General features: G+C 70.4%; 21 protein-coding genes. 2 read left to right on the forward strand and 19 right to left on the reverse strand.

Going from position 1 to position 22429, the window contains the following annotated elements; translation table 11 throughout:
* Window positions 1-74: 74 nt before the first annotated feature.
* From H610_RS0105600 to H610_RS0105685, 18 genes are all read right to left on the reverse strand, one after another.
* Window positions 75-1079 (reverse strand): Ldh family oxidoreductase, encoded by a 1005-nt coding sequence (locus H610_RS0105600; RefSeq protein ID WP_028238768.1) that lies wholly within the window; start codon window positions 1077-1079, stop codon window positions 75-77.
* Window positions 1080-1100: 21 nt separating this feature from the next.
* Window positions 1101-2684: an aldehyde dehydrogenase (NADP(+)) gene (locus H610_RS0105605; protein ID WP_028238769.1), complete on the reverse strand. Its 1584-nt coding sequence runs from the start codon at window positions 2682-2684 to the stop codon at window positions 1101-1103.
* Between the two features lie 25 nt (window positions 2685-2709).
* A complete protein-coding gene (locus tag H610_RS0105610) occupies window positions 2710-4020 on the reverse strand; it encodes a TRAP transporter large permease (protein WP_028238770.1) in 1311 nt (436 codons plus the stop codon).
* Window positions 4017-4526, reverse strand: coding sequence for a TRAP transporter small permease subunit (locus H610_RS0105615; protein ID WP_028238771.1), 510 nt, complete (start codon window positions 4524-4526; stop codon window positions 4017-4019). The genes H610_RS0105610 and H610_RS0105615 overlap by 4 nt, the downstream gene beginning before the upstream one ends.
* 45 nt (window positions 4527-4571) lie before the next feature.
* Entirely contained in the window at window positions 4572-5621 is a 1050-nt protein-coding gene (gene dctP, locus H610_RS0105620; RefSeq protein WP_028238772.1) for a TRAP transporter substrate-binding protein DctP, read from the reverse strand.
* 64 nt (window positions 5622-5685) lie between these two features.
* Window positions 5686-6603 carry a dihydrodipicolinate synthase family protein gene (locus H610_RS0105625; protein ID WP_028238773.1) on the reverse strand — a complete coding sequence of 306 codons (918 nt, stop codon included), beginning with the start codon at window positions 6601-6603 and terminating at the stop codon, window positions 5686-5688.
* 142 nt (window positions 6604-6745) lie between these two features.
* Window positions 6746-7783: a trans-3-hydroxy-L-proline dehydratase gene (locus H610_RS0105630; protein WP_028238774.1), complete on the reverse strand. Its 1038-nt coding sequence runs from the start codon at window positions 7781-7783 to the stop codon at window positions 6746-6748.
* Window positions 7784-7792: 9 nt separating this feature from the next.
* A complete protein-coding gene (locus tag H610_RS0105635) occupies window positions 7793-8515 on the reverse strand; it encodes an amino acid ABC transporter ATP-binding protein (protein WP_028238775.1) in 723 nt (240 codons plus the stop codon).
* Window positions 8508-9158, reverse strand: coding sequence for an amino acid ABC transporter permease (locus H610_RS0105640; protein ID WP_028238776.1), 651 nt, complete (start codon window positions 9156-9158; stop codon window positions 8508-8510). The genes H610_RS0105635 and H610_RS0105640 overlap by 8 nt, the downstream gene beginning before the upstream one ends.
* A gap of 11 nt (window positions 9159-9169) precedes the next feature.
* Window positions 9170-9841, reverse strand: a complete 672-nt coding sequence (locus H610_RS0105645) for an amino acid ABC transporter permease (RefSeq protein ID WP_028238777.1) — start codon at window positions 9839-9841, stop codon at window positions 9170-9172.
* Window positions 9842-9844: 3 nt separating this feature from the next.
* Window positions 9845-11602 (reverse strand): cis-3-hydroxy-L-proline dehydratase, encoded by a 1758-nt coding sequence (lhpI, locus tag H610_RS0105650; RefSeq protein WP_028238778.1) that lies wholly within the window; start codon window positions 11600-11602, stop codon window positions 9845-9847.
* A gap of 40 nt (window positions 11603-11642) precedes the next feature.
* Window positions 11643-12452 carry an ABC transporter substrate-binding protein gene (locus H610_RS0105655; RefSeq protein ID WP_028238779.1) on the reverse strand — a complete coding sequence of 270 codons (810 nt, stop codon included), beginning with the start codon at window positions 12450-12452 and terminating at the stop codon, window positions 11643-11645.
* Window positions 12453-12655: 203 nt separating this feature from the next.
* Entirely contained in the window at window positions 12656-13441 is a 786-nt protein-coding gene (locus H610_RS23295; RefSeq protein WP_051231524.1) for an AraC family transcriptional regulator, read from the reverse strand.
* Window positions 13442-13497: 56 nt separating this feature from the next.
* The gene (locus H610_RS0105665; RefSeq protein ID WP_028238780.1) at window positions 13498-14778 is read right to left on the reverse strand and encodes an NAD(P)/FAD-dependent oxidoreductase; all 1281 of its coding nucleotides are present in this window, start codon (window positions 14776-14778) and stop codon (window positions 13498-13500) included.
* A complete protein-coding gene (locus H610_RS0105670; RefSeq protein ID WP_028238781.1) occupies window positions 14775-15011 on the reverse strand; it encodes a (2Fe-2S)-binding protein in 237 nt (78 codons plus the stop codon). Before H610_RS0105670 ends, H610_RS0105665 begins: the two co-directional genes overlap by 4 nt.
* The gene (locus tag H610_RS23300) at window positions 15008-16147 is read right to left on the reverse strand and encodes an NAD(P)/FAD-dependent oxidoreductase (protein ID WP_051231516.1); all 1140 of its coding nucleotides are present in this window, start codon (window positions 16145-16147) and stop codon (window positions 15008-15010) included. The genes H610_RS0105670 and H610_RS23300 overlap by 4 nt, the downstream gene beginning before the upstream one ends.
* Window positions 16144-17211, reverse strand: a complete 1068-nt coding sequence (locus H610_RS25915; protein ID WP_028238782.1) for a proline racemase family protein — start codon at window positions 17209-17211, stop codon at window positions 16144-16146. Before H610_RS25915 ends, H610_RS23300 begins: the two co-directional genes overlap by 4 nt.
* Before the next feature lie 206 nt (window positions 17212-17417).
* Window positions 17418-18086, reverse strand: coding sequence for a GntR family transcriptional regulator (locus H610_RS0105685; RefSeq protein WP_028238783.1), 669 nt, complete (start codon window positions 18084-18086; stop codon window positions 17418-17420).
* A 272-nt stretch (window positions 18087-18358) separates the two neighbouring features.
* Here H610_RS0105685 and H610_RS0105690 point away from each other — a divergent pair, with 272 nt between their 5' ends.
* Entirely contained in the window at window positions 18359-18817 is a 459-nt protein-coding gene (locus H610_RS0105690) for a (2Fe-2S)-binding protein (protein ID WP_028238784.1), read from the forward strand.
* A 14-nt stretch (window positions 18818-18831) separates the two neighbouring features.
* Window positions 18832-21069, forward strand: a complete 2238-nt coding sequence (locus H610_RS0105695; protein ID WP_028238785.1) for a xanthine dehydrogenase family protein molybdopterin-binding subunit — start codon at window positions 18832-18834, stop codon at window positions 21067-21069.
* 116 nt (window positions 21070-21185) lie between these two features.
* Here the strand turns inward: H610_RS0105695 and H610_RS0105700 are convergent, their stop codons facing one another.
* Window positions 21186-22373, reverse strand: a complete 1188-nt coding sequence (locus H610_RS0105700) for an XdhC family protein (protein ID WP_028238786.1) — start codon at window positions 22371-22373, stop codon at window positions 21186-21188.
* Window positions 22374-22429: the final 56 nt, after the last annotated feature.

Consider the following 22429-nt stretch of genomic DNA (forward strand, 5'->3'; position numbering starts at 1 on the left):
TTCGCGGTCGAGACCCCGACAGGCCGGCCCTTCGCGAGCAAGCTCGCTCCTACGGCAGGGGCGTGCGGGCCGTGCTAGTCCAGCAGCGCCTTGAGCTCGGCGTAGAGCGCATCCGGGATTTCCACGCCGTCGCGTTGGGTGCGCTCGCGGGCTTCGTAGCGGCGCTGTGACGGCAGCCGCGCGCCCTGGCCCTGGATCGCTTCGAACAGGGCCTCGGCGCGCGCCAGGTGCTGGTCGGCGTCGGGCCCGAGGATGCGTCCGGGGTCGATGGCGATGATCAGCTCGCCGCCAAAGGGCGCCGATTTGGTGCCGGCGTCGAAGGCGATGGACTCGGCGCTGGTCATGTCGCCGATCAGCGGCCCGGCGAGCAGTTCGACCATGGCCGCCAGCGCCGAGCCCTTGTGCCCGCCGAAGGTCAGCATGGCGCCGTTCAGTGCCTCTTCGGCGCAGGTGGTCGGCCGGCCCTCGGCGTCGATGCCCCAGCCTTCCGGAATCGCCTTGCCGGCGCGCCGGTGCAGCTCGATCTCGCCGCGCGCCACGGCGCTGGTGGCGAAGTCGAAGATGAACGGCAGCCCGTCCGGGCGCGGCCAGCCGAAGGCGATCGGGTTGGTGCCGAACACCGGCTTGCGGCCGCCGGCCGGCGCCACCCAGGCGTGGCTTGGGGTGCAGGCGAGCGCCACCAGGCCCTCGGCGGTCAGCGCCTCCATCTCCGCCCAGAGCGCGGAAAAATGCACGCAGTTGTTGATCGCCAGGATGGCGATGCCCTGCTGCCGCGCCTTCTTCACCAGCAGAGGCAACCCGGCGCGGAACGGCACCTGGGCGAAGCCGCCGCCGGCGTCGACGCGCACCACCGAAGGCGCCTGATCGACCACTTGCGGCTCCGCGTCCGCCGACACCTTGCCGGCCTTCAGCGTGGCGATGCAGCCGAGCAGCCGGTAGATGCCGTGGGAGGCGCACTCGTCGCGCTCGCCGGCGACCATGGTCTCGGCTATGGCTTGCACGTAGGGCTCGGAAAAGCCGTGCCGGCGCAGCACGCGCTGGGCCAGGTCACGGACGTCTTGCAGGCTCAATCGGGCCATGCTGTTGCTCCTGTCTGAGGTTCAGGCGAGGGCTTCGCGTGTGCTGCGGCCGTCCACCAGCCGCGCGATGCCCAGCGGGTTGGCATTCTTCAGTGCGTCGGGCAGCAGGGCGTCGGGCATGTTCTGGTAGCACACCGGACGCAGGAAGCGCTCGATCGCCAGGGTCCCGACCGAGCTGCCGCGCGGATCGGAGGTGGCCGGGTAGGGGCCGCCGTGGACCATGGCGTCGCACACCTCGACGCCGGTGGGGTAGCCGTTGACCAGCAGCCGCCCGGCCTTCTGCTCGAGCTGGGCGACCAGCCCGGCGCACCCGCGCAGGTCTTCGGGCTCGGCGATCAGGGTGGCGGTGAGCTGCCCGTGCAGGATCGCCAGCGCGCGCTGCAGCTCGGCCTCGTCGGCCAGCTCGACGACGATCGTGGTCGGGCCGAAGACCTCCTCCTGCAGCAGCGGGTCGCCTTCGAGCAGCAGGCTCGCCTGTGCCTGGAACAGCTGCGGTTCGGCCTGCCCGCCCTGCTGCGGGCGCCCGGCCAGGCGGGTGACGCCCGGGTGTTCGGCCAGCCGCGCGACGCCCTCGGCGTAGTGCCTGAGCGTGCCGGCGTTGAGCATGGTCTGCGCCGGCTGCTCGCCCATCAGCCGGGTCAGGGCCTGCAGGAAACGGCCGAACGCCGGCGAACGCACGCCGAGCACCAGGCCGGGGTTGGTGCAGAACTGGCCGCAGCCGAGCGTCACCGAGGCGGTCAGCTCGTTGGCGATGTTCTCGCCGCGGGTCTCCAGCGCCTGCGGCAGCAGGATCACCGGGTTGATGCTGGACATCTCGGCGAACACCGGGATCGGCTGCGGCCGTGCCGCGGCCAGGTCGCACAGCGCGCGGCCGCCGCGCAGCGAACCGGTGAAGCCGACCGCCTGGATCGCCGGGTGCCTGACCAGGTCCTGGCCGACCCAGTCGCCATAGACCAGATTGAACACCCCGGCCGGCATGACGGTCTTCTCGGCGGCGCGCAGAATGGCGTCGGCCACGCACTCGGCGGTCGCCAGGTGCCCGCCGTGGGCCTTGAACACCACGGGGCAGCCGGCCGCCAGCGCCGCGGCGGTGTCGCCGCCGGCGGCGGAGAAGGCCAGCGGGAAGTTGCTGGCGCCGAATACCGCCACCGGGCCGAGGCCGATGCGGCACTGGCGCAGGTCCGGGCGCGGCAGCGGCTTGCGCTCGGGCAGCGCGCGGTCGATGCGCGCGCCATGGAAATCGCCGCGCCGCAGCACCTCGGCGAACAGCCGCATCTGCCCGCTGGTGCGCGCCCGCTCGCCCTGGATGCGCCCGGCCGGCAGCGCGGTCTCGCGGCAGACCAGGGCGACGAAGTCTTCGCCGAGCGCGTCCAGTTCGGCCGCGATGGCGTCGAGAAATTGCGCCCGGCGCTCGGCCGGCAGGTTGCGGTACGCCGGGTAGGCCGCCGCGGCGGCCTCGGCGGCGGCGCCAACTTCTTCCGGGGTGGCCTCGAGGAACGAATAGGGCAGAGCCTCGCCGCTGGCGGCGTCGAGGCTCTGCAGGGTGACCGTGCTGCGGCCGCTGCGCGCGCCGCCGATGTAGTTGTGGCCGAGGATGTCGGGCATGTCGGTGTCCTCTTTCTTGTCGGTTTCAGAACAGCTGCCGCGGCAGCCAGGTGGCGAGGTCGGGCCAGGCCAGGATGATCGCGAACAGCAGCAGTTGGATGGCGATGAAGGGCAGCACCCCCTTGTACATGTCACCGTATCCCATGTCCGGCGGGGCGATCGACTTCAGGTAGAAGATCGAGGGCGCCAGCGGCGGCGTCAGGTAGGACGTCTGCACCACCACCATGAACATGACCGCGAACCAGATCGGGTCGATCCCGGCCGCCTTGACCAGCGGCATGAAGATCGGCACGAAGATCAGCACGATGGAGATCCAGTCCAGCACCATGCCGGCCAGCAGTACGATCAGCATCAGTGCCAGGATCAGCCAGTAGGGGCCGAGGGCCAGGTCGCGCATGAAGTCGGCGAGCAGCCAGCCGCCGCCGGCGGCGGCGAAGATGCCGGTGAACATGGTGCCGCCGGCGACGATGAGCATGATCATCGCGGTGATGCGGATGGTCGCCACCAGTGCCTCGGCCAGCCGCGCCAGGCTCAGCTCGCGGAAGCACAGCGCCAGCAGCGCGGCGCCGAAGGCACCGACCGCCGCCGATTCGGTGGGCGAGGCGATCCCGGCGAGCATCGAGCCGAGCACGGCGAAGATCAGCAGGAACGGCGGCAGCAGCGCCTGCAGGGTGACCTTCAGCTTCTCGGCCAGCGGCACGGCTTGCAGCTCCGGCACCGGCGGTGCCAGGCTCGGGGTGATCAGGCAGCGCACACCGATGTAGACCAGGAACAGCACCAACATCAGCAGGCCGGGGAACAGGGTCGCGGCGAACAGCTGGCCGATGGAGAGCTGCGCCATCGAGGCGTAGACCACCACGATCACCGACGGCGGGATGATGGTGCCCAGCGAGCCGCCGGCGCAGATGGTGCCGGCGCTCAGCGAGCGGTCGTAGCCGTACTTGGCCATGGCCGGGATCGCCATCATGCCGACCACGATCTCCACCGCGCCGACGATGCCGGAGCTGGCGGCGAAGATGCCGCACATCAGCATGGTGGACACCGCCAGGCCACCGGGGAAACCGCCCAGCCACAGCTGCAGCGCCTGGTACAGCCGGCGCGCCAGGCCGCTGCGCTCGAGAATCGCGCCCATCAGCACGAACAGCGGGATGGCCGACAGGGTGAAGTTGGTCGAGGCCTGCAGCAGCGCGCCGAACATCTGCTGGAAGATGTTCTCGCCGAACAGCAGCAGGCCGAACAGCGCCGAGACGCTGATCAGCGAAAAGGACACCGGGATGCCCAGGAAGATGAACAGGAACAGCAGGGCGAACATCAGCAGCGGCAGGAAATCGCTCATTCCGCTTCTCCCGCGCCGGGCTGCTTGCTGCCGGCGATGAAGTGGCAGGCGTCGATCAGCACCTGCAGCGTCAGCGCCGCCAGGCCGATCGCCAGGGCGCTGTAGAACGGCCACATGACCGGGGCCCAGGGGCTGACATGCTCCACTTCGCCGCTGACGAAGGCATGCCAGGTGCGCTTGCCGGCGACCCAGGTCAGCGCGCCGAGGATGGGCGCCAGCAGCAACAGGTAGAAGGCGGCGTTGATCCCGCGCTGCAGTGCCGGCTTCAGCCGCGTGGCGAGAAAGTCGATGCGCACGTGCGCCTCCACCTTCAGCGCGTAGGCGCAGCCGAGGATGAACATCGCGCCGTTGAGCATGTAGGACACGTCGAACGCCCAGAGCGTGGGGGCATTGAGCACGTAGCGGGAGAACACCTCGTACATCATCGCCAGCACCAGCAGCGCGGCCATCAGCGCCGCGACCCAGAGCAGGGCCGTGGCCGGCCAGTCGAAACAGTCGCGCTTCATGACTCCTCCGTGCCGGCCACCGCTACCGGTGGCCGGGCAATACGGTCAGTGGCGGTAGAGGTAGGACGAGTTCTCGGACCAGCGCTGCATGTAGCCGCGGTAGTCATCGAAGATCGCCTTGGCGTCGGTCTTGCCCTGCGGGCGCGCCTCGATCTGCGCGGCGACCAGCTCGTTGCCGCGGCGCGCCAGCTCCTCGATGACTTCAGGCTGCAGGCGGACGATCTCCACGCCGGCGTCCTTGTAGGTCTGCATGGCCTTCATGTCGGCGTCGAGGAAGTGGATGTAGCTCTGCAGCGTGGTCAGCTTGGCCGCCGCCTCGAGCTTGGCCTGCACGTCCTCGTCGAGCGCGTCCCAGGTCTTCTGCGCCATGAAGAATTCCCAGACGAAGGACGGCTGGTGCACGCCGGGGGTGAGGATGTAGGGCGCCACCTCGTGGAAGCCCTCGGTCAGGTTGGCCCCCGGCGTCGCCCATTCCACCGCGTCCACGCCCTTGCGCTGCAGCAGGGTGTAGATCTCGCCCGGCGGCACCACCGTGGGCGCGCCGCCGACCTGCTTGACCACTTCGGCCCAGGCGCCGGCGGTGCGGTACTTCAGGCCCTTGAAGTCGTCCAGCGACTCGATCTTCTTGTTGGCGTGGGCGAGGATCTCGGTGCTGCCGACGCCGACCACCAGGGTGTGCAGGCCCATCTCCTTCTCGCGATGCTCCTGCAGGTACTTCAGGCCGTTGCCCTCGTACAGCCAGGACAGCGTCTCCTCGCCGGACATGCCGCCCGGGTAGCTGGCGAACACGCTGTTGAGCGGGTCCTGGTTGACCAGGAAGGTGGGCGTCGAATGCCCGGCCTTGAGCACGCCGTTCTGCACCGACTCGTAGACCTGCAGCGCCGGCACGATGACGCCGGCGCCGACCGGGCGGATCTTCACCTCGCCGTCGGTGAGCAGCTCGGCGTTCCTGGCGAAGCGCACCAGGAAGTTCTCGAAGAAGAAGCTGCCTTCCGGCACCGAGGTGGGCACCGTGTAGGTCTCGGCGGCCTGCGTGCCGGCGCAGGCCAGCGCCAGGCCCAGTGCCGCCAGCAGTTTGGTTTTTCTCGTACGCATGGGTGAAACCTCCCTTTGGGTTAGGCGCCTGCCGGCGACGGCCGGCAGGCGTGCAGGCGGGCGCTCAGAGGCCGACGTCGGGCAGCGCCGGGCGGTTGGCCATGGCCTTGGCCATGATCCGCTCGACGAACTGGCGGTCGGCGTCCGGCAGGGCCAGGCGCGGCGGGCGGGTCAGGGCGCTGCCGCGGCCGGCGATGGCTTCGCAGAGCTTGATGCACTGCACTAGGTCGGCGCGGGCGTCGAGGTGGAGGATCGGCATCAGCCATTCGTAGATCGGCATGGCCTCGGCGAAGCGCCCGGCCTTGGCCAGGCGGAAGATGGTCTCGCCTTCCTTGGGGAACACGTTGGACATGCCCGAGACCCAGCCCTCGGCGCCGACCGCGATGCTCTCGAGCACCACGTCGTCGAGCCCGGCGAACAGCACGAAGCGGTCGCCGACCTCGTTGCGCACGTCGATGAAGCGGCGGGTGTCGCCGGAGGAGTCCTTGAAGCAGACCACGTTGTCGCAGTCGGCCAGGGAGATGAGGATGTCCGGGGTGACGTCGTTCTTGTAGATCGGCGGGTTGTTGTAAACCATCAGCGGCACGTCGGCGTTCTTCGCCACGTAGCGGTAGTGCTCGGCGGTCTCGAACGGCTTGGAGCCGTACACCAGCGCCGGCATCAGCATCACGCCGTCGACCCCGGCCTTCTTCACCGCGTTGGCCACCTTGGCCGCCTGCACACTGGTGAACTCGGCGACGCCGCAGATCACCGGCACGCGCCCGGCCGCGGCATCCACCGCGACCTCGGTGACGGCGATCTTCTCTTCGGTGGTCAGCGAGGTGTTCTCGCCGACCGAGCCGCATACCACCAGCCCAGATACCCCGTCACGCACGACGTTGGAAATCACCTGATGGGTCTTTTCCAGGTTGACCGAAAAATCCTCGTTGAACTGGGTGGTCACCGCGGGGAACACGCCGCTCCAGCTTACCGGTCTGCTCATGATTCGTTCTCTCCAGATATAAGGTATTTCGTATACGCATCAATCGGGGCATAAGTGCCCTTGGGTCTTCGATGACGGCCGGCGGGTCGCCGGCCGGGTGGGCCCTCCGCTTGTGGCGGGTGGCCGCGAACTCAGGGTGAACTCAGCTGGCGCCCGCCATCGGCCAGGTGTCGGCGATGCGGTAGCCCTGCGGCCAGGGATCGTCCGGGTCGAGCAGCAGCTGGTGGGTGCCGGTGATCCAGGCGCGCCCGGAAATGCACGGGTAGATCGCCGGGCGGCCGGCCAGCTCGGTCAGCGAGTCGATGTGGCAGTGAAATTCCGAGCCGATGATTGAGCGCCCGACGAAGCGTTCGCCGACCGCCAGCTGGCCCCTGGCGTGCAGCACCGCCATGCGCGCCGAGCAGCCGGTACCGGTCGGCGAGCGGTCGATTTTGCCGGGGCGGATCACCACCGCGTTGGCGCCGGTGACCACGCCGTGCTCGCGCACCACCGGCGCGGCGATCTGGCAGAAGGAGATGTGCGCCCAGTCCGGGTTGGTCGGGTGCACGAAGCCGAGCTGCTCGTTGGCCGCGCGGGTGATCTTCATGCCGATGGCGACCAGGTCGGCGGCCTCGTCGGCGCGGATGGCGAAGCCCAGCGCCTGGGCGTCGGCGATGACGAAGCTGTCGCCGCCGTAGGCGGTGTCGACCTTCAGGGTGCCGAGCCCCTCGACCTCGACATGGGCGTCCAGCCGGTCGGCGAAGGACGGCACGTTGCGCACGGTGACCCGCTCGGTCTTGCCGGCGCGGCACTGGGCGACCACCTCGATCAGCCCGCCGGGCGCCTCCAGGGTCAGCCGGGTTTCCGGCTCGGTCATCGGCAGGATGCCGCTGTCCAGCAGCACGGTGGCCACGCACAGCGAGTTGGAGCCGGACATCGGCGGGGTGTCGGCCGGCTCCATGATGATCCAGGCCATCTGCGCGCGCGGATCCTTGGGCGGCACCAGCAGGTTGACGTGACGGAACACGCCGCCGCGCGGCTCGTTGAGTACGAAGTTGCGCAGCGTCTCGTCCTGCGCGATCCAGCGCGACTGTTCCCATACCGTATCGCCGGGCGGCGGGGCGACGCCACCGACGATGACGTCGCCGACCTCGCCCTCGGCGTGGCAGCTGACCACATGAACGACCTTGCTCGAGCGCACGGCAGTCTCCTAGATGACCGATTTGAGGAAGGCGGCGGTTTCCGGCTTCTGCGGGTTGCCGATAACCTGGTCCGGGGTGCCGATCTCGTGCACCACGCCGTCGCGGAAGAACGCCACGCGGTCGGACACCTCGCGGGCGAAGGGAATCTCGTGGGTCACCAGGACCATGGTCATGCCGTCCTCGGCGAGCATGCGCATGGTGTCCAGCACCTCGCCCACCAGCTGCGGATCGAGCGCCGAGGTGGCCTCGTCGAACAGCATGTAGTCGGGCGACATGGCCAGCGCGCGGGCGATCGCCATGCGCTGCTGCTGGCCGCCGGAGAGCTTGCCGGGAAACACCTTGAGCTTGTCGCCCAGGCCGACGCTCTCCAGCTGCCTGACCGCCATCGCCTCGGCCTCGGCCTTGGACTTGCCGAGCACCTTGCACGGCGCCAGCATCACGTTCTCCAGCACGGTGAGGTGCGGGAAGGCGTTCCACTGCTGGAAGACGATGCCGATCTTCTGCCGCAGCCTGTTGAGGTCGGTGCCGCGCGCATGCACCTCGGTGCCGTCGACGCGGATGCTGCCCTGCTGGATCGGCTCCAGGCCGTTGATGCACATCAGCAGGGTCGACTTGCCCGAGCCCGAGCCGCCGATGATCGACACCACCTCGCCCTTGTTCACCGTCAGGCTGACCCCCTTGACCACCTCGAGGTCGCCGAAGGATTTGTGCACGTTCTCGATCTCAATCATTTTGCTGCCACCTTTTTTCCAGCTGGACGCCCAGGCGCGACACCACCCAGCTCATGAGGTAATAGATCAGCCCGGCGATGCACAGCACCAGCAACGGCTCCTGGATGCGCGTGACGATGGTCTGCGAGGCGCGCAACAGCTCGACGATGCCGATCCACATCACCAGCGCGGTGTCCTTCATCACCGACAGCACCAGGTTCAGCCAGCCGGGGAAGGACACCCGGGTGGCGATCGGCAGCACCACATGACGCAGGTCCTGCCAGTAGCTCAGGCCCAGCGAGCGGCTGGCGCGGCGCAGGCTGAGCGGCACGGCGAGCACGCCGCTGCGCACGATCTCCGTGCAGTAGGCCGCGGCGTAGACGCCGAGCACCACGCAGCCGACGGTGAAGGCGCTCCAGTTCAGCCCGACGATGCTCTTGAGCGAATTGAACAGTACGAACTGGATCAGCAGCGGCACGCTGCGGAACACGTCCAGCAGCCAGGCCAGCGGGATGGTCGCGCGCGGCAGCAGGGCGCGCAGCACGCCGCAGATGACCCCGACCAGGGTGCCGAGCAGGATCGCCCAGAAGGTCAGCAGCAGGGTGACCCAGGCGCCTTCGAGCATGAAGCGCAGGTCGTTGAGGGTGAAGCCGGTGGAGAACATGCGCTTCCTCCTCAGTAGCGGAACAGGCGCCAGCCGAGCAGGCGGGCGGCGAGCACGATGGCCTTGGCGATCAGGTAGTACAGCACCGCGGCGATGGCGAAGTATTCGAAGGTGCGGAAAGTCTTGACGTTGTACGACTGGGTCACCCCCGTCAGGTCGTCGTTCAGTCCGACGATCACCCCCAGGCTGGTCATCAGCACGGCCCAGACCATCTGGTTGGTCAGCGGGTAGAAGACGATGCGCAGCAGCTGCGGCACCACGATCAGCCGGTAGGCCTGGAAGGCGTTCATGCCCAGCGAGCGGGCGGCGCGCATCTGGGTGTCGGGGATGGCCTTGAGGCCGCCGCGGAAGTTCTCCGCCAGGTAGCCGGCGTTGTTGAAGGTGATCCCGGCCAGCAGCGCGAACCAGGAACTGACGTGCAGGCCGAAGGAGCCGAGGCCGAAGTAGAGGATGTAGATCTGGAACAACGACGGGGTATTGCGCGCGATGGAGATCCAGGTGGAAGCGAAGCCGCGCGCCAGCGGGTTGTTCATCTGCCGCATGACCATCAGCAGCAGGGCGATGATGACCCCGAAGATCATCGACAGCGCCGCCGTCTCGAAGGTCACCCAGGCGCCGGAGAGCATGTCCGGCAGCGCCCTGAGCGCCGAACGCCAGCGGAAGGAATAGTCGATACCGAACATGGGTCAGCGATTCCCCTGTTGGAGGGCGATGGCCAGCCAGGCCGGCAGGCCGGCGTCGGCGCGCCCGCTGCAGGCGGCCTCGACGCAGGCGGCCAGGCTGCCGAAACGCACCCGCCGGCCGACCAGGCCCGGGGCGTAGTGGGCGTACTTGCCGGAGTTGGTCATCAGGGTGCGGGCGGTGGTCGGCACCACCGGCTCGGTGAGCATGCACCAGCAGGTGTCGGTGAGGACCTCGACGCCGAACGCCGAGAGTGTCTCCAGCAGCCCGGCCGCGCGCGCCTGGGCGTGGATCTCGCGGCCGCAGGTGACCACCAGGGCGACCTCCGGATGCCGCGAGCGACCGCGGCAGAGGCTGGCCAGGCGGGCCAGCTCGGTCAGCGAGAAGTGCGGATTGCCCAGCGCCACCAGGCCGACCTCGGGCTCCTCGGCGCTGTTCAGCTCCTCCCAGGCCGCCAGCAGCTGCGCCGCGTCGATGGTCACGCGCCGTTGCGGCGCCTGGCCGCCGAGGGCGCGTTCGAGGGTCGGCGCCTCCGGGGTGACGCCGAGGATGTGGAACATCGGCGTGGCCGAGGTGGTGGCGAAGGCGGCGCCGAAGGCCTTGAGGTCGTCGGGCGTCAGCGCCGCCGCTTCCAGCCCGCAGAGCACCGGGATGGCGCTGCCGCAGAGGGCGCCGGCCAGGTGGCCGAGCAGCGGGTAGAAGGCATCGTCGAGCGCGGCCAGCGGCGGCAGCTCGATGACCATGCTGGCGTGCCGCGCCTCGGCGCGGTGGCAGCCGGTGAACGGCGCGCGGCCGGTCAGGGCGATGCAGATGTCGAGGAAGTCCGGGTACTTCAGGGTCCGCGCGCCGAGCACGCTGTTGGCGTAGACCACCGCGTTGGACTCGGCCCAGACCACCTGCTCGCCGGCCGCCGGGGCGCTGTCGAGCAGGTAGGGCGCGCAGGTGAAGCTCGGCCGCGCGCCCATCTCCACATAGGCGTCGCCGAGCGCGCTGGCCGGCTCGCCGAGCGCCGGGGCGATGCCGAGCTGGCGCCAGCGGCGCTGGTCCACGGAAATCGAATTGAGGGTGGTCGGCACCTTCACCCGCGCGCCCCAGTCGCACAGCTGGCGGGCGAAGCGCAGGCTCGCCGGGCCGGTGTAGATGCAGCCGTCGATGTGCGCCTGGGTGATGTCGATCAGCTCGTCGGCGCCCTGCAGCTCGGCCATGCGCAGCAGGATCTGCATGCCGACCTGGGCCGCGCGGCCTTCGCCGCCTTCGAGCAGGCGCCGGTCGGCCGCGGTGAGGCGCACCGTGCTGGCGTCGGCGGCGGGCGGCGCCAGCGGTGGCGGCGCGTCGACGAAGGCAGTATCGGCGAGCGTCAGCCCGGCCTCGCCGATGCGGGCGTAGCGCGCGCCGCGCAGCGTGGCGAAGGCTTCGTGACCTACGCAGAGCACGGGTATCGAGCGGTCGAAGACCACCTCGGCGATCAGCACGCCGAGGGTGAGGATCTCGTCGGGTTCGGCCAGCACCAGCGCCGCCGGCGCATGACCGTTGAGGATGAGTTCGAGCAGCACGCTGCTGCCGGTGCAGGAGCCGCGCCCGCTGGGCAGGGCGAGCACCCGCCCGGCGACGATCTCGCCGCTGAGCGGGTGGTGGCGGTCGATCACCTCGCCGCTGGCCGGGTCGATCCCGCCCCAGAAGCTCAGGCCGGTGTCGCTGTGGAGCAGGGCGCCCTGTGCGGCGCCCCCCGCCAGGCGGCGGCCGGTCAGCTGGACTTCAGGCATCGGGACCCCCGCGTGGCCTATCGAAGCGATGGGTCATCGGTCAGTAGTAGACGCCGGGAACGGTCAGGTTGACCGGCGTGCCGCCGACCCACTTCTCGTACAGCTCGGCGTAGCGGCCGGTGCGCACCTGCTGGTTGACGAACAGGTTCAGGTAGTTGAGCAGGCCGTATTCGCTGCGGCCGGCGGCGAGCGACACGTAGTCGATCACGTAGGGCGCGTCGCCGGCGATCTTCAGGCCCTTGTACTTGCCGGACTTGAGGGTCGAGGCGGCCACGGTGTTGGTCACCACGGTGGCGTCGACGTGGCCCTGGGCGACGGCGAGGATGGTGTCGTTCTGGGTCTGGTAGGCGCGGAAGCTGCCTTCGCCCCACTTCTTCACGTCTTCTTCCAGGGCGATGGCTTCGTAGGTGCCGGTGGTGTTGCCGACCGGGCGGCCCTTGAGGTCGTCGTAGCTGTCGATGCCGGTGTCTTCGCGGGTCAGCACGACCATCTGGAAGGCGAAGTAGGGCACCGTCATGCCGACGGTCTTGGCCCGCTCGAGGGTGTCGGAGGTGGAGGCGACGATGACGTCGGCACGCCCGGAGACCAGCGCCGGGATGCGGTCGGGGAAGGGCGTTTCCACCACTTCGGCGTCGACGCCGAGGATTTTCGCCAGGTCGTTGCAGTAGTCGACGTCGAAGCCGGCGGGCTGGTTCTTGTCGTCACGGAAACCCATCGGCGGGAAGTCCAGGGTCACCGCGCAGCGCAGCTTGCCGGATTCGATGATGTCGTCGAGCTTGTCGGCGTGCGCCGGCAGCGCCGCGGTAGCCAGGAGAGCAGTGCTGAGAGCCAGGGCGTAGGATTTCTTCATACATTCCTCGGTCAGTTGCGTTCGTCGTCGGTGGACAGTTGGCATTTCGTATACGGTATTCGTTATGCAATGCCTGTGCCGCCCCTGGCGACGCTCCCGTGCGAGGGGCGGAAAACGCTCTGACTGGCCCGTTGGCACCGCGATTGGCGGGCTGCGCGCCGGCTGGCGTGGTGCTCGGCCGCGTGGCGGGCGCCGGGGTGGTGCTACAAAGCGGAGCACGCGAAGTTACCCTTGGTTACCGGCTGGCCATTCTGGTGCGCCTGGCGGTAGTCCGAGGGCGACAGCCCGGTGAGGCTCTTGAACTGGCGGCTGAAGGCGCTGTGATCAGCATAGCCGCAACGGTGGGCGATCTCGGTGATCGGGTGATCCTGCAGCAGCAGCCGCGAGGCCTCCTCGAGCCGCGCCTTGTGGATCAGCTGGCGCGGTGTCAGCCCGTAGATGCGCTTGCACAGCCGCTCCAGCTGGGCGGTCGAGAGGCCGGCCAGGGCGGTGAGTTCGGTGAGGGCGATCGGCCGCGAGAAATGTTCGCGGATGTGCGCGTCCACCGCCGCCAGCCGGTGGTAGGCCGGGTGCGAGGACTGTGCGGCCTGCAGGTCGAGCGATACGCCGGCCATGCCGATGATGCGCCCGGCGCGGTCGTACAGTGGCAGCTTGTGGGTCATGCACCAGCCGGGCTCGCGGCCGGGGTAGAGGTGCAGCTCGAGCTTGTCGCTGAGCCGGCGGCCCTGCAGCACCTCGCGGTCCTGCGCGGTGTACTGCGCGCCGAGCGGCGCCGGGAACACCTCCTCGGCGGTGCGCCCGCGCAGCGCCGTGGAATCCGCCAGCCCGCAGCGCTGCGCCAGGGTGCGGTTGGCCAGCAGGTAGCGGGCCGCGGCGTCCTTGACGAAGAAGGTCTGGTCGGCCATGGCATCGAGCAACGGCTGGATCAGCTGCAGGCTGCCGAGGAATTCGGCCAGGTCGCAGGGGGCGGTGAGTCGTTCGAACAGCATGCGCCCGTACTCGGCAGAGGCGGAGGAAGCGGTCTGCCGGTCGCGCGGCAGCCGCTTCACTCTACGGGTTCGCCGGTCGCGCTGGGAAGCGCCGTCTCCTCCAGGCACAGCAGGGTGTCGACCCGCGCCGGCGACAGCGGCAGGCGCGGCCGGGTCGGCGTCCAGCCGAACAGGTAGCCCGCCACGGCACCGCATACCCGGCCCTGGCAGGCGCCCATGCCGCAGCGGCTGGCGAGCTTGGCGCCGACCCAGCCGTCGTGCCCGGCCAGCGCCGAGTAGGGCACGTCCTCGCAGCGGCAGACCAGGGTGTCGGGGCGGGGCAGGTCCTTCAGCGCCGGATCGAGCGCGAAGCTGCGCGCCAGCTGTCGGGCGAATCGCCGCCAGCGCGCGCGTTCGGGCAGCAGCGCCTCGGCCCGGGCGGTCTGCCCGACCGCCGCGTGGCCGGCGATGGCGCCTTCCACCAGGGACAGCTCGGAACCGCCGAAGCCGGTGCACTCGCCGGCGGCGAAGACCTCGGCGAGGCGGGTGCGCTGCAGGTCGTCGACCGCCAGCGCGCCGGCGCGAACCTCGCAGCCCAGCGCCTCGCCGAGCTGGGTGTTGGGCACCAGGCCGAAGCCGCAGGCCAGGCGTTCGCAGGGCAGTTCCTCGCGCCGCCCGCCGCGCTGGATCAGCACCGCTTCCAGGCGCTCGCTGCCGAGCGCGGCGACCACCCGGGCGTTGCAGCGGTAGCCCGGCTGGTGCAGTCCGAGCGCCTGCACGGCCTTGCCCGGCCACTGCAGCAGGCGCGCGGCGAAACCGGCGACCGCGGCATGGGACGCCTGCTCGGCGACCCGCAGCACCTGCGCGCCGGCCTTCTGCGCGGTGGCGGCGCTGGCCAGCAGCAACGGGCCGCTGCCGGCGATCACCACGCGCTCGCCGCGCACCGGCAGCCCGCCCTTGATCAGCGCCTGCAGCCCGCCGGCGCCCGTCACCCCGGGCAGCGTCCAGCCGGGGAACGGCAGCAGCAGCTCGCGCGCGCCGGTGCACAGCAGCAGCTTGCGGTAGCCGATCAGCCGGCCGCTGTCGGCATCCTCCACCAGCAGCCGCCTGTCGTCGGCGCAGGCCACCACCCGCGTGCCGCTCAGCAGGGTGATGTTGGCGTGACGGGCCAGGGCCTCGCGCTGCCGCCGGGCCCGCGCCGGCAGCCGCACGCCCGGGCCATCGCGCCAGATCTGCCCGCCCGGGGCGGGGTTGTCGTCGATCAGCGCGATGGCGAGGCCGCTGTCGGCGGCGGCCAGCGCCGCGGCCAGGCCGGCCGGGCCGGCGCCGACGATGAGCAGGTCATAGCGTTCGCTCATGGCCGGGTCTCCACCTGCATGCCGGGGGCGCAGAGCGTCTGGCAGGCCAGCCGGCGCACGCCGTCGACCGTCACCCGGCATTCCTGGCAGATGCCCATGCCGCACAGCGGCGCGCGCCGGGCGCCGCCGACGGCGGTGCGGCTGGTGCCGTCGCCGCCGATCGCCAGCGCCGCGGCGACCGTGCTGCCGGCGGCCACCCGCACCGGGCGGCCGTCGAGTGTCAGGTCGATCATCGTCCGGCCTCCGAAGGGATGCTTGTCCGCTGCGCGTCGCGGGCCCCGAGAAAACGTTCCGGCAGGTAGGGCTCGGCGGCGAACGGCGGGGTTTCGCCGAACAGCTGCGCGGCCAGCAGCTCGGCGGTGCCCGGCGCGGTGGTGACGCCGAGGCCCTCGTGGCCGACCGCCAGCCACAACCCGGGCCGGCGCGGGTGCTCGCCGATCAGCGGCAGCCCGTCGGGGCTGGCGGCGCGGAAGCCGGTCCAGGCGCGAATGCCGTTGAGCTTGGCCAGGCCCGGCATGTAGTCCACCGCGCGGCGCAGCATGCGCGCCAGCATCGGCCCGTCGACCGCCGGGTCGCTGGTACCGAACTGCCGCGACGAGCCGATGAACAGCTGCCCGGTGGGCCGCGGCTGGATGTTGCAGGCCACCGAAGGCCCGCTGGCGTTGTGCGCGCTGGTGACGTAGCCGAGTTCGATCAGCGTGTGGCTGACCCGCCCCGGGTAGCGGTCGGTGATCAGCAGGTGGCCCTTCTTCGGCTCGATCGGCAGGTCCGGCGCCAGCTCCGGCGCGTGGATGCCGTTGGCCAGTACCACCACCGGGGCGCGCAGCCGCGTGCCGTCGTCGAGCCGCACCTCGTCGGCCTCGATCGCGGCCACCCGGCCCTGCCGCTCGGCGATGCGCCGGCCGCCGCGCGTCAGCAGCCAGCGCGCCGCATTGGGCGCGTAGAGGATGCCGTCGCCGGCGACCTTGAGCGCCCCGGGCAGGCCGTCGCGCAGCTCCGGTTCGGTGGCGCGCAGGGCCTCGGCACCGAGCAGTTCGCAGGCCATGCCGGCCTCGCGCAGGGTCTTCAGCTTGGCTTCGGCCACCGCCATCTCCTGCTCGTTGGCCGCCAGCCAGAGGCTGCCGTTGTTGCGATAGGCGCAGCCCTGGTCCATGTCCCGCGCCCATTCGCGCCAGCGGCCGATCGAGTGGTCGCTCAGCTTCAGCTCGGCGGGGTTGTCGTCCAGCGCCACCAGATGGCCCATGCCGGCCGCCGTGGCGCCGCCGCGCCGGTCGTCCAGCACCAGCACCTCGAGGCCGCGGCGCGCCAGCTCGTCGGCGCAGGCGGCACCGATGATGCCGGAGCCGACGATGATGACGTCGGCATTCACGGGCGGATGCCCCAGGCGAAGGGATCCTCGTCCTCGATCAGCAGGGTCGCTTCGGCGCTCAGGTGGGCGCTGCCGCGGATGGTTGGCACGATGCGTTCGCCGTCGCGCTCGTAGCTCGCCTCGAACTGGCTGCCGATCACGCTCGCCTGGCGCCAGCGCTCGCCGGGCTGCAGCTTGCCGTCGGCGGCCAGGCAGGCGAGCTTGGCGCTGGTGCCGGTGCCGCAGGGCGAGCGGTCGTAGGCCTTGCCCGGACAGAGCACGAAGTTGCGGCTGTCGGCTCGCAGCGAAGCTGCTGCGCTCGATGGGGCGTCGTTGGGAGCAGGCTCAGAATGCTCATTTACGCCATGTAAACTGCGCTTCTTCGTCTGTTCCTGCCTAGCCCCCTCTTCGCTCGCGACGCTTGGCTGCGAGCCTTGCGGCTCTTCGGCGAACAGCTCGATATGGTCTATCAGGCCACCGTCCTCGCCGCGGATGCCCTGCTGCTCCAGCGCCTTCTGGATCGCGCAGGTGAAGGCGGTGAGCGCTTCCAGGTTGTCGCCGGCGATGCGCAGGCCGTGCTCGGAGACGAGGAAGAACCAGTTGCCGCCCCAGGCGATGTCGCCGCTGACGCTGCCGTAGCCGGGCACCTCCACCGCGACCGCCTGGCGGTAGCGGTAGGCCGGCACGTTGCGCACGCTCACCGAGCGATCGGCGTGCAGGGTGGCTTCGACGGTGCCTACCGGCGTCTCGATGCGGTGGGTGCCGGGGCCGATGCGCCCCAGGTGCGCCAGCGACACCACCAGGCCGATGGTGCCGTGGCCGCACATGCCGAGGTAGCCGCTGTTGTTGAAGAAGATCACCCCGGCGCAGGCGGTCGGGTCGACCGGCTCGCAGAGCAGCGCGCCAACCAGCACGTCGCTGCCGCGCGGCTCCAGCACGCAGGCGGCGCGCCAGTCGTCGTGACGTTCGGCGAGCAGCCGGCGGCGCTCGGCCATGCTGCCGCGGCCGAGGTCGGGAAAGCCGTCGAGGACCAGGCGGGTCGGTTCGCCGCCGGTGTGGGTGTCGAGGATCTGGATGCGTTTCATGCCGGCCACCTGCATTCTGTAGGACCCGTGGGAGTGGTCTCGCCCGCGAACGCCTCCCACCCGATCGCGTAGGTTGGGTTGAGGCGCCGTGCGCCGAAGCCCAACGTGCATGCCGGAAGCATGGCCCGGACGGCACCCGCCCGCTTGAGCGTTTTCGCCTGGCGCGATGACGATTTCGGCACAATAGCCGACCGTCCCGTACGGTCCTAGCGGTGCGGCAGGTGGTCGAACAGCGCCTGGCAGACGCCGAGGATGTGCTGCTCGATCAGTCGCACCGAGCGCTCGACGTCGCCGCTGCGGCAGGCCGCGAGGATCTCCAGGTGCTCGAGATTGGCGTCGCGCTTGCCCTCATGGATGCTCATCTGCACCCGCAGGTAGCGCTCCACCTTGTCGTGGATCGAGCGGATCATCTGCAGCATGAACGGCCGCTGCGCCGGCGCATAGAGGCAGGCGTGGAACGCCCAGTTCAGCTCGGACCAGCGCGCGGCGTTGTCCTCGTGGACGAAAGCGGCACAGATGCGTTCGGCCTCGGCGAAGGTCTCCTCGCGCATGTTCGGCACCGCCAGGCGGGTGATCTGCGTCTCCAGCAGCACCCGGACCTCGAACATCTGCGCCAGCTCCGGCTCGGTCAGCACGGTCACCACGGCGCCCTTGTTGCGCTGGAAGAGCACCAGACCCTCGGCCTCGAGGCGCTTCAGGGCCTCGCGCACCGGGATCTTGCTGACGTTGAACAGCCCGGCGATGTCGTCCTGGCGGATCGGCTCGCCTTCGGCGAACTGCCCGGAGACGATGGCGTCGCGCAGGTGCTTGGCGATGACCTCCGAGGCGGTGGGGGTGATGCCCAGGTTGGGGGCGTTGAAGCGTGGTAGAGGCACGGTGTCGCACCGATGGCAAGGGAATGCCGTATATCTTATACGTTATCGCCGGCTCGCAGCAGCGTGCCGATGAACGTAGAGCTTTTGCCTCCGCGGCCCGCTTCGTTGCCCGATTCTGCGAACTTGTTGCCCGGTCCTGCCGATCTGCGCGCCCTGCCGCGACAGCCCGTTTCCCGCCCACTAGAGTGACGCGCCTGGCCTCGTGCGTGCGGGGCGAGCCCGGCAAGGCACGCCGGAATCCTCAGACACCATCAGAACAAGGTGGGCAGACCATGATTACCCTGAACCTCAATGGCAAGGACCATGAGCTGGACGTGGCCGACGACATGCCGCTGCTCTGGGCCCTGCGCGACGTCGCCAACCTCACCGGCACCAAGTACGGCTGCGGCATGGCCCTGTGCGGCGCCTGCACGGTGAACGTGGAGGGGCAGCCGACCCGCTCCTGCGTGACCCCGGTGTCGGCGGTGGCCGGCAAACGCATCACCACCATCGAGGCGATGGGCGAAGACCCCGTGGGCCGGGTGGTGCAGGACGCCTGGCGCCGGCTCGACGTGGTGCAGTGCGGCTATTGCCAGTCCGGCCAGATCATGGCCGCCACGGCGCTGCTCAGCAGCAACAAGGCGCCGACCGACGCCGACATCGACACGGCCATGAGCGGCAACATTTGCCGCTGCGCCACCTATGTGCGGATCCGTGCCGCCATTCACCAAGCCGCCGAGCAACTGGCCTGAGGAGGCGCATCAGCATGGGCAAGATCGAAACCCCCGACAGCGCCGCGCGCGGCATTCTCAACGTCAGCCGCCGCACGCTGCTCAAGGGCGCCGGCGGCCTGGCCCTGGGCATCTTCTTCGCGCCGCTGCTGCGCGGTGTCGATGCACTGGCCGCGAGCCAGCCATTCGGCCCCAACGCCTTCGTGCGCATCGACAGCGATGGCGTGGTGACCGTGCTGGCCAAGCACCTGGAGATGGGCCAGGGCAGCTACACCGGCCTCGCCACCCTGCTCGCCGAGGAGCTGGACGCCGACTGGGACAAGGTGCGCGTCGAAGGCGCGCCGGCCGACGCCAAGCTGTACAACAACAACGCCTTCGGCCCGATGCAGGGTACCGGCGGCAGCACCGCCATGGCCAACTCCTGGGAGCAGATGCGCAATGCCGGCGCCACCGCCAGGGCCATGCTGGTGGCCGCCGCCGCGCAGCGCTGGGGCGTGCCGGCCGGTGAGATCGACGTCGCCCAGGGTGTGGTCAGCCATGCAGGATCAGGCCGGAGCGCCGGTTTCGGCGAGTTGGTCGAGGCCGCCGCGCAACTGCCGGTGCCGCAGCAGGTGCAGCTCAAGGAACCGAAGGACTTCAAGCTGATCGGCAAGCTCGACCTGCGGCGCAAGGACAGCTTCGACAAGACCGACGGCAGCGCCCTGTTCACCCAGGACCTCAAGCTGCCGGGCATGCTGGTGGCGATGGTCGCCTACCCGCCGCGCTTCGGCGGCGTGCCGCGCGCGGTGGACGCCAGCCAGGCCAGGGCCGTGCGCGACGTGGTGGACGTGGTGGAGTTCCGCGACCTGCCCCATGGCCGCGCCGGCGTGGCGGTGCTGGCCAAGAACACCTGGGCCGCCCGCCAGGGGCGCGACGCGCTGGCGATCGAATGGGACGAGAGCCAGGCCTTCACCCTCGGCAGCGAGGAGATCCTCGCCCAGTATCGGGAGGCCGCGGGCAAGCCCGGGCTGCCGGCCACCCGCACCGGCGATGCCGAGGCGGCGCTGGCCGGGGCGGCGAAAACCGTCGAGGCCGAGTACGAATTCCCCTACCTGGCGCATGCGGCGATGGAGCCGATGAACTGCCTGGTCAAGCTGTCCGACGAGCGCTGCGAGATCTGGAACGGCGAGCAGTTCCAGACCGTCGACCAGGCCCTCATCGGTGGCTACCTGGGCCTGGCGCCGGAGCAGGTGTCGCTGACCCAGCTGTATGCCGGCGGCAGCTTCGGCCGCCGCGCCAGCTCCAGGTCCGACTACCTGCTTGAGGCGGTGGCGATCGCCAAGGCGGCTCGTGAAAAGGGCATCGAGGCGCCGGTGAAGATGGTCTGGACCCGCGAGGACGACACCCGTGGCGGTTCCTACCGCCCGATGTACCTGCACCGCGTGCGCATCGGCCTGGACGAGGCCGGCACGCTGCAGGCCTGGCATAACCGCCTGGTCGGCCAGTCGATCATCGCCGGTACGTCGATGGAGGCGGCGCTGGTGCGCGACGGTATCGACCACACCTCGGTGGAAGGCCTGTCCAACCTCGCCTACGCGGTGCCCAACCTGCAGGTCGAGCTGAGCACGCCGGCCAACATCCAGGTGCCGGTGCTGTGGTGGCGTTCGGTGGGCCACACCCACACCGGCTACGTCGCCGAGACCATGATCGACGAAGCCGCCGTGGCCGCGGGCAAGGACCCCTACGCCTTCCGCGACGCACTGCTGGAGAGCCATCCGCGTCACCGCGGGGTGCTGCGGCTGGCCGCCGAGCAGGCCGGCTGGGACAAGCCGCTGGCGCCGGGCGCGGACGGCGAGAAACGCGGCCGCGGCATCGCCGTGCACGAGTCGTTCGGCTCGTTCGTGGCGCAGGTGGTCGAGGTGACGGTGAAGGGCGACGGCAGCTACCGCGTCGATCGCGTGGTCTGCGCGGTGGACTGCGGCATCGCCATCAACCCGGACGTGATCAGGGCGCAGATGGAAGGCGGCATCGGCTTCGCCCTGGCGGCGGTGCGCCACGGCGCGATCACCCTGAAGGAGGGACGGGTCGAGCAGTCGAACTTCCACGACTACCCGGTGCTGCGGATCAACGAGATGCCGCGGGTGGAGGTGCACATCGTGCCCTCGGCCGAGAACCCCACCGGGGTGGGCGAGCCGGGCGTGCCGCCGCTGGCGCCGGCGCTGGCCAACGCGCTGTTCGCCGTCACCGGTGTGCGCCTGCGCAAGCTGCCGTTCCCGGCGCAGGTCATGGCCTGAGCGTCTCCGGTGGCCAAGCTGAGCGGTGTCCTCCACCCTGCGCTTCGAGGCCATAGGGTGGAAAACCGCAAAGCGTTTTCCACCAGCCGGATCGCTGCCCCGTGCCCACGAAGGCATCAGGACGCGGTCAGGCGCGGCGTGGCCTCGAGATCGTCGTGGTGGAGCGGTGTCGGCGCGTGGATCGCCGATTCCCGGTGCCTGAGCATGCCGCCGCGGCGCTGGTTCAGCGCCGCGGTCATCTCGGCGACGATCGCCGTGGCGACGCTTTCCGGCGTGTCGCCGCCGATGTCCAGGCCCAGCGGGTAGTGCAGGCGCCCCAGCGCCGGCAGGTCGGCGCCGGGCGTGCGGATCTCGCCGAGCAGGCGTTCGGTGCGTTCGCGCGGGCCCAGCTGGCCGATGTAGAGGGGATTGCCGCGCAGCACGCCGCCGAGCCAGTGGCGGTCCTGGCTGTAGCTGTGGGTCATCACCGCCACCAGGGCGCCGTCGGTCAGGCCGTGCAGGCCGTAGGGCGGCTGGGCGCTGGCCTGCAGCACGGCGTCGGCCTCGGGGAAGCGTTCGGGGCGGGCGAAGTGGGCGCGGCCGTCGACCACCGTCACGTGCCAGTCCAGCAGTTTGGCCATGTGCACCAGTGGCTGCGCGTCGTGGCCGGCGCCGAACACCACCAGGCGGCGCTGTGGCGCCAGGTACTCGCAGAAGACCTCCACCTCGCCCTGCGCGTCGCGGTAGCTGCGCAGCGAGGAACGGCCCCGGGCCAGGGTGTCGGCCAGGTCGGCGCGTACCCGGGCATCCAGCGCCGGCTCCGGCAGGCGAGCGCCGTCGGGCATCTCCGGATGCAGCAGCAGGCGGTCGCCGACCCGCGCTCGGGCGTCGCCGTCGCTGGCGATGACGGTGGCCAGCGCGCCGGCCCGGCCGCTCTCGCGTACCCGCCGCAGCAGGTCGAACACCGCCAGCGGGCGGTCGGCGCCGTGGCGCTCCAGCAGCACGTACACCGTGCCGTTGCAGCCGAGGCCGAAGGTCAGCGCGGCGTCCTGGTCGTCATCGTCGTCCTGGGTGGCGGTGCTGTAGCGGCGTACCACGGGCCTGCCGCCATCGGTCAGCCACCAGGCCTTCTTCGCCACGTCCGATTCCAGGCAGCCGCCGCTGATGGTGCCCACGGCCGCGCCGTAGAGTGGAATCAGCATGCGTGCGCCGGGGCGGCGATAGGCCGAGCCCTCGACCTTCACCACGGTCGCCAGCACGGCCTGGCCCTGCTCGCGTTCGAGCGTGGCGATGGCGCCAAGCAGGGCGCTGGTTCCGGACAGCATCCGCTTTCTCCCATGAGGTTGCGCGCGCGCCGCGCGCCAGGCTGGCCATGTTCCGT

This window comes from Stutzerimonas azotifigens DSM 17556, from assembly GCF_000425625.1.
Classification (GTDB): Bacteria; Pseudomonadota; Gammaproteobacteria; order Pseudomonadales; family Pseudomonadaceae; genus Stutzerimonas; species Stutzerimonas azotifigens.

What these genes read in the sequence shown, in the direction of transcription:
- H610_RS0105665 (WP_028238780.1), bottom strand. Translation starts at nt 14,778, where the DNA reads ATGAGCGAACGCTATGACCTGCTCATCGTCGGCGCCGGCCCGGCCGGC.
- H610_RS0105670 (WP_028238781.1), bottom strand. Translation starts at nt 15,011, where the DNA reads ATGATCGACCTGACACTCGACGGCCGCCCGGTGCGGGTGGCCGCCGGC.
- H610_RS0105625 (WP_028238773.1), bottom strand. Translation starts at nt 6,603, where the DNA reads ATGAGCAGACCGGTAAGCTGGAGCGGCGTGTTCCCCGCGGTGACCACC.
- H610_RS0105615 (WP_028238771.1), bottom strand. Translation starts at nt 4,526, where the DNA reads ATGAAGCGCGACTGTTTCGACTGGCCGGCCACGGCCCTGCTCTGGGTC.
- H610_RS0105645 (WP_028238777.1), bottom strand. Translation starts at nt 9,841, where the DNA reads ATGTTCGGTATCGACTATTCCTTCCGCTGGCGTTCGGCGCTCAGGGCG.
- lhpI (WP_028238778.1), bottom strand. Translation starts at nt 11,602, where the DNA reads ATGCCTGAAGTCCAGCTGACCGGCCGCCGCCTGGCGGGGGGCGCCGCA.
- H610_RS0105695 (WP_028238785.1), top strand. Translation starts at nt 18,832, where the DNA reads ATGGGCAAGATCGAAACCCCCGACAGCGCCGCGCGCGGCATTCTCAAC.
- H610_RS0105690 (WP_028238784.1), top strand. Translation starts at nt 18,359, where the DNA reads ATGATTACCCTGAACCTCAATGGCAAGGACCATGAGCTGGACGTGGCC.
- H610_RS0105635 (WP_028238775.1), bottom strand. Translation starts at nt 8,515, where the DNA reads ATGATTGAGATCGAGAACGTGCACAAATCCTTCGGCGACCTCGAGGTG.
- H610_RS0105655 (WP_028238779.1), bottom strand. Translation starts at nt 12,452, where the DNA reads ATGAAGAAATCCTACGCCCTGGCTCTCAGCACTGCTCTCCTGGCTACC.
- H610_RS23295 (WP_051231524.1), bottom strand. Translation starts at nt 13,441, where the DNA reads ATGCTGTTCGAACGACTCACCGCCCCCTGCGACCTGGCCGAATTCCTC.
- H610_RS0105700 (WP_028238786.1), bottom strand. Translation starts at nt 22,373, where the DNA reads ATGCTGTCCGGAACCAGCGCCCTGCTTGGCGCCATCGCCACGCTCGAA.
- H610_RS0105600 (WP_028238768.1), bottom strand. Translation starts at nt 1,079, where the DNA reads ATGGCCCGATTGAGCCTGCAAGACGTCCGTGACCTGGCCCAGCGCGTG.
- H610_RS25915 (WP_028238782.1), bottom strand. Translation starts at nt 17,211, where the DNA reads ATGAAACGCATCCAGATCCTCGACACCCACACCGGCGGCGAACCGACC.
- dctP (WP_028238772.1), bottom strand. Translation starts at nt 5,621, where the DNA reads ATGCGTACGAGAAAAACCAAACTGCTGGCGGCACTGGGCCTGGCGCTG.
- H610_RS0105605 (WP_028238769.1), bottom strand. Translation starts at nt 2,684, where the DNA reads ATGCCCGACATCCTCGGCCACAACTACATCGGCGGCGCGCGCAGCGGC.
- H610_RS0105610 (WP_028238770.1), bottom strand. Translation starts at nt 4,020, where the DNA reads ATGAGCGATTTCCTGCCGCTGCTGATGTTCGCCCTGCTGTTCCTGTTC.
- H610_RS0105640 (WP_028238776.1), bottom strand. Translation starts at nt 9,158, where the DNA reads ATGTTCTCCACCGGCTTCACCCTCAACGACCTGCGCTTCATGCTCGAA.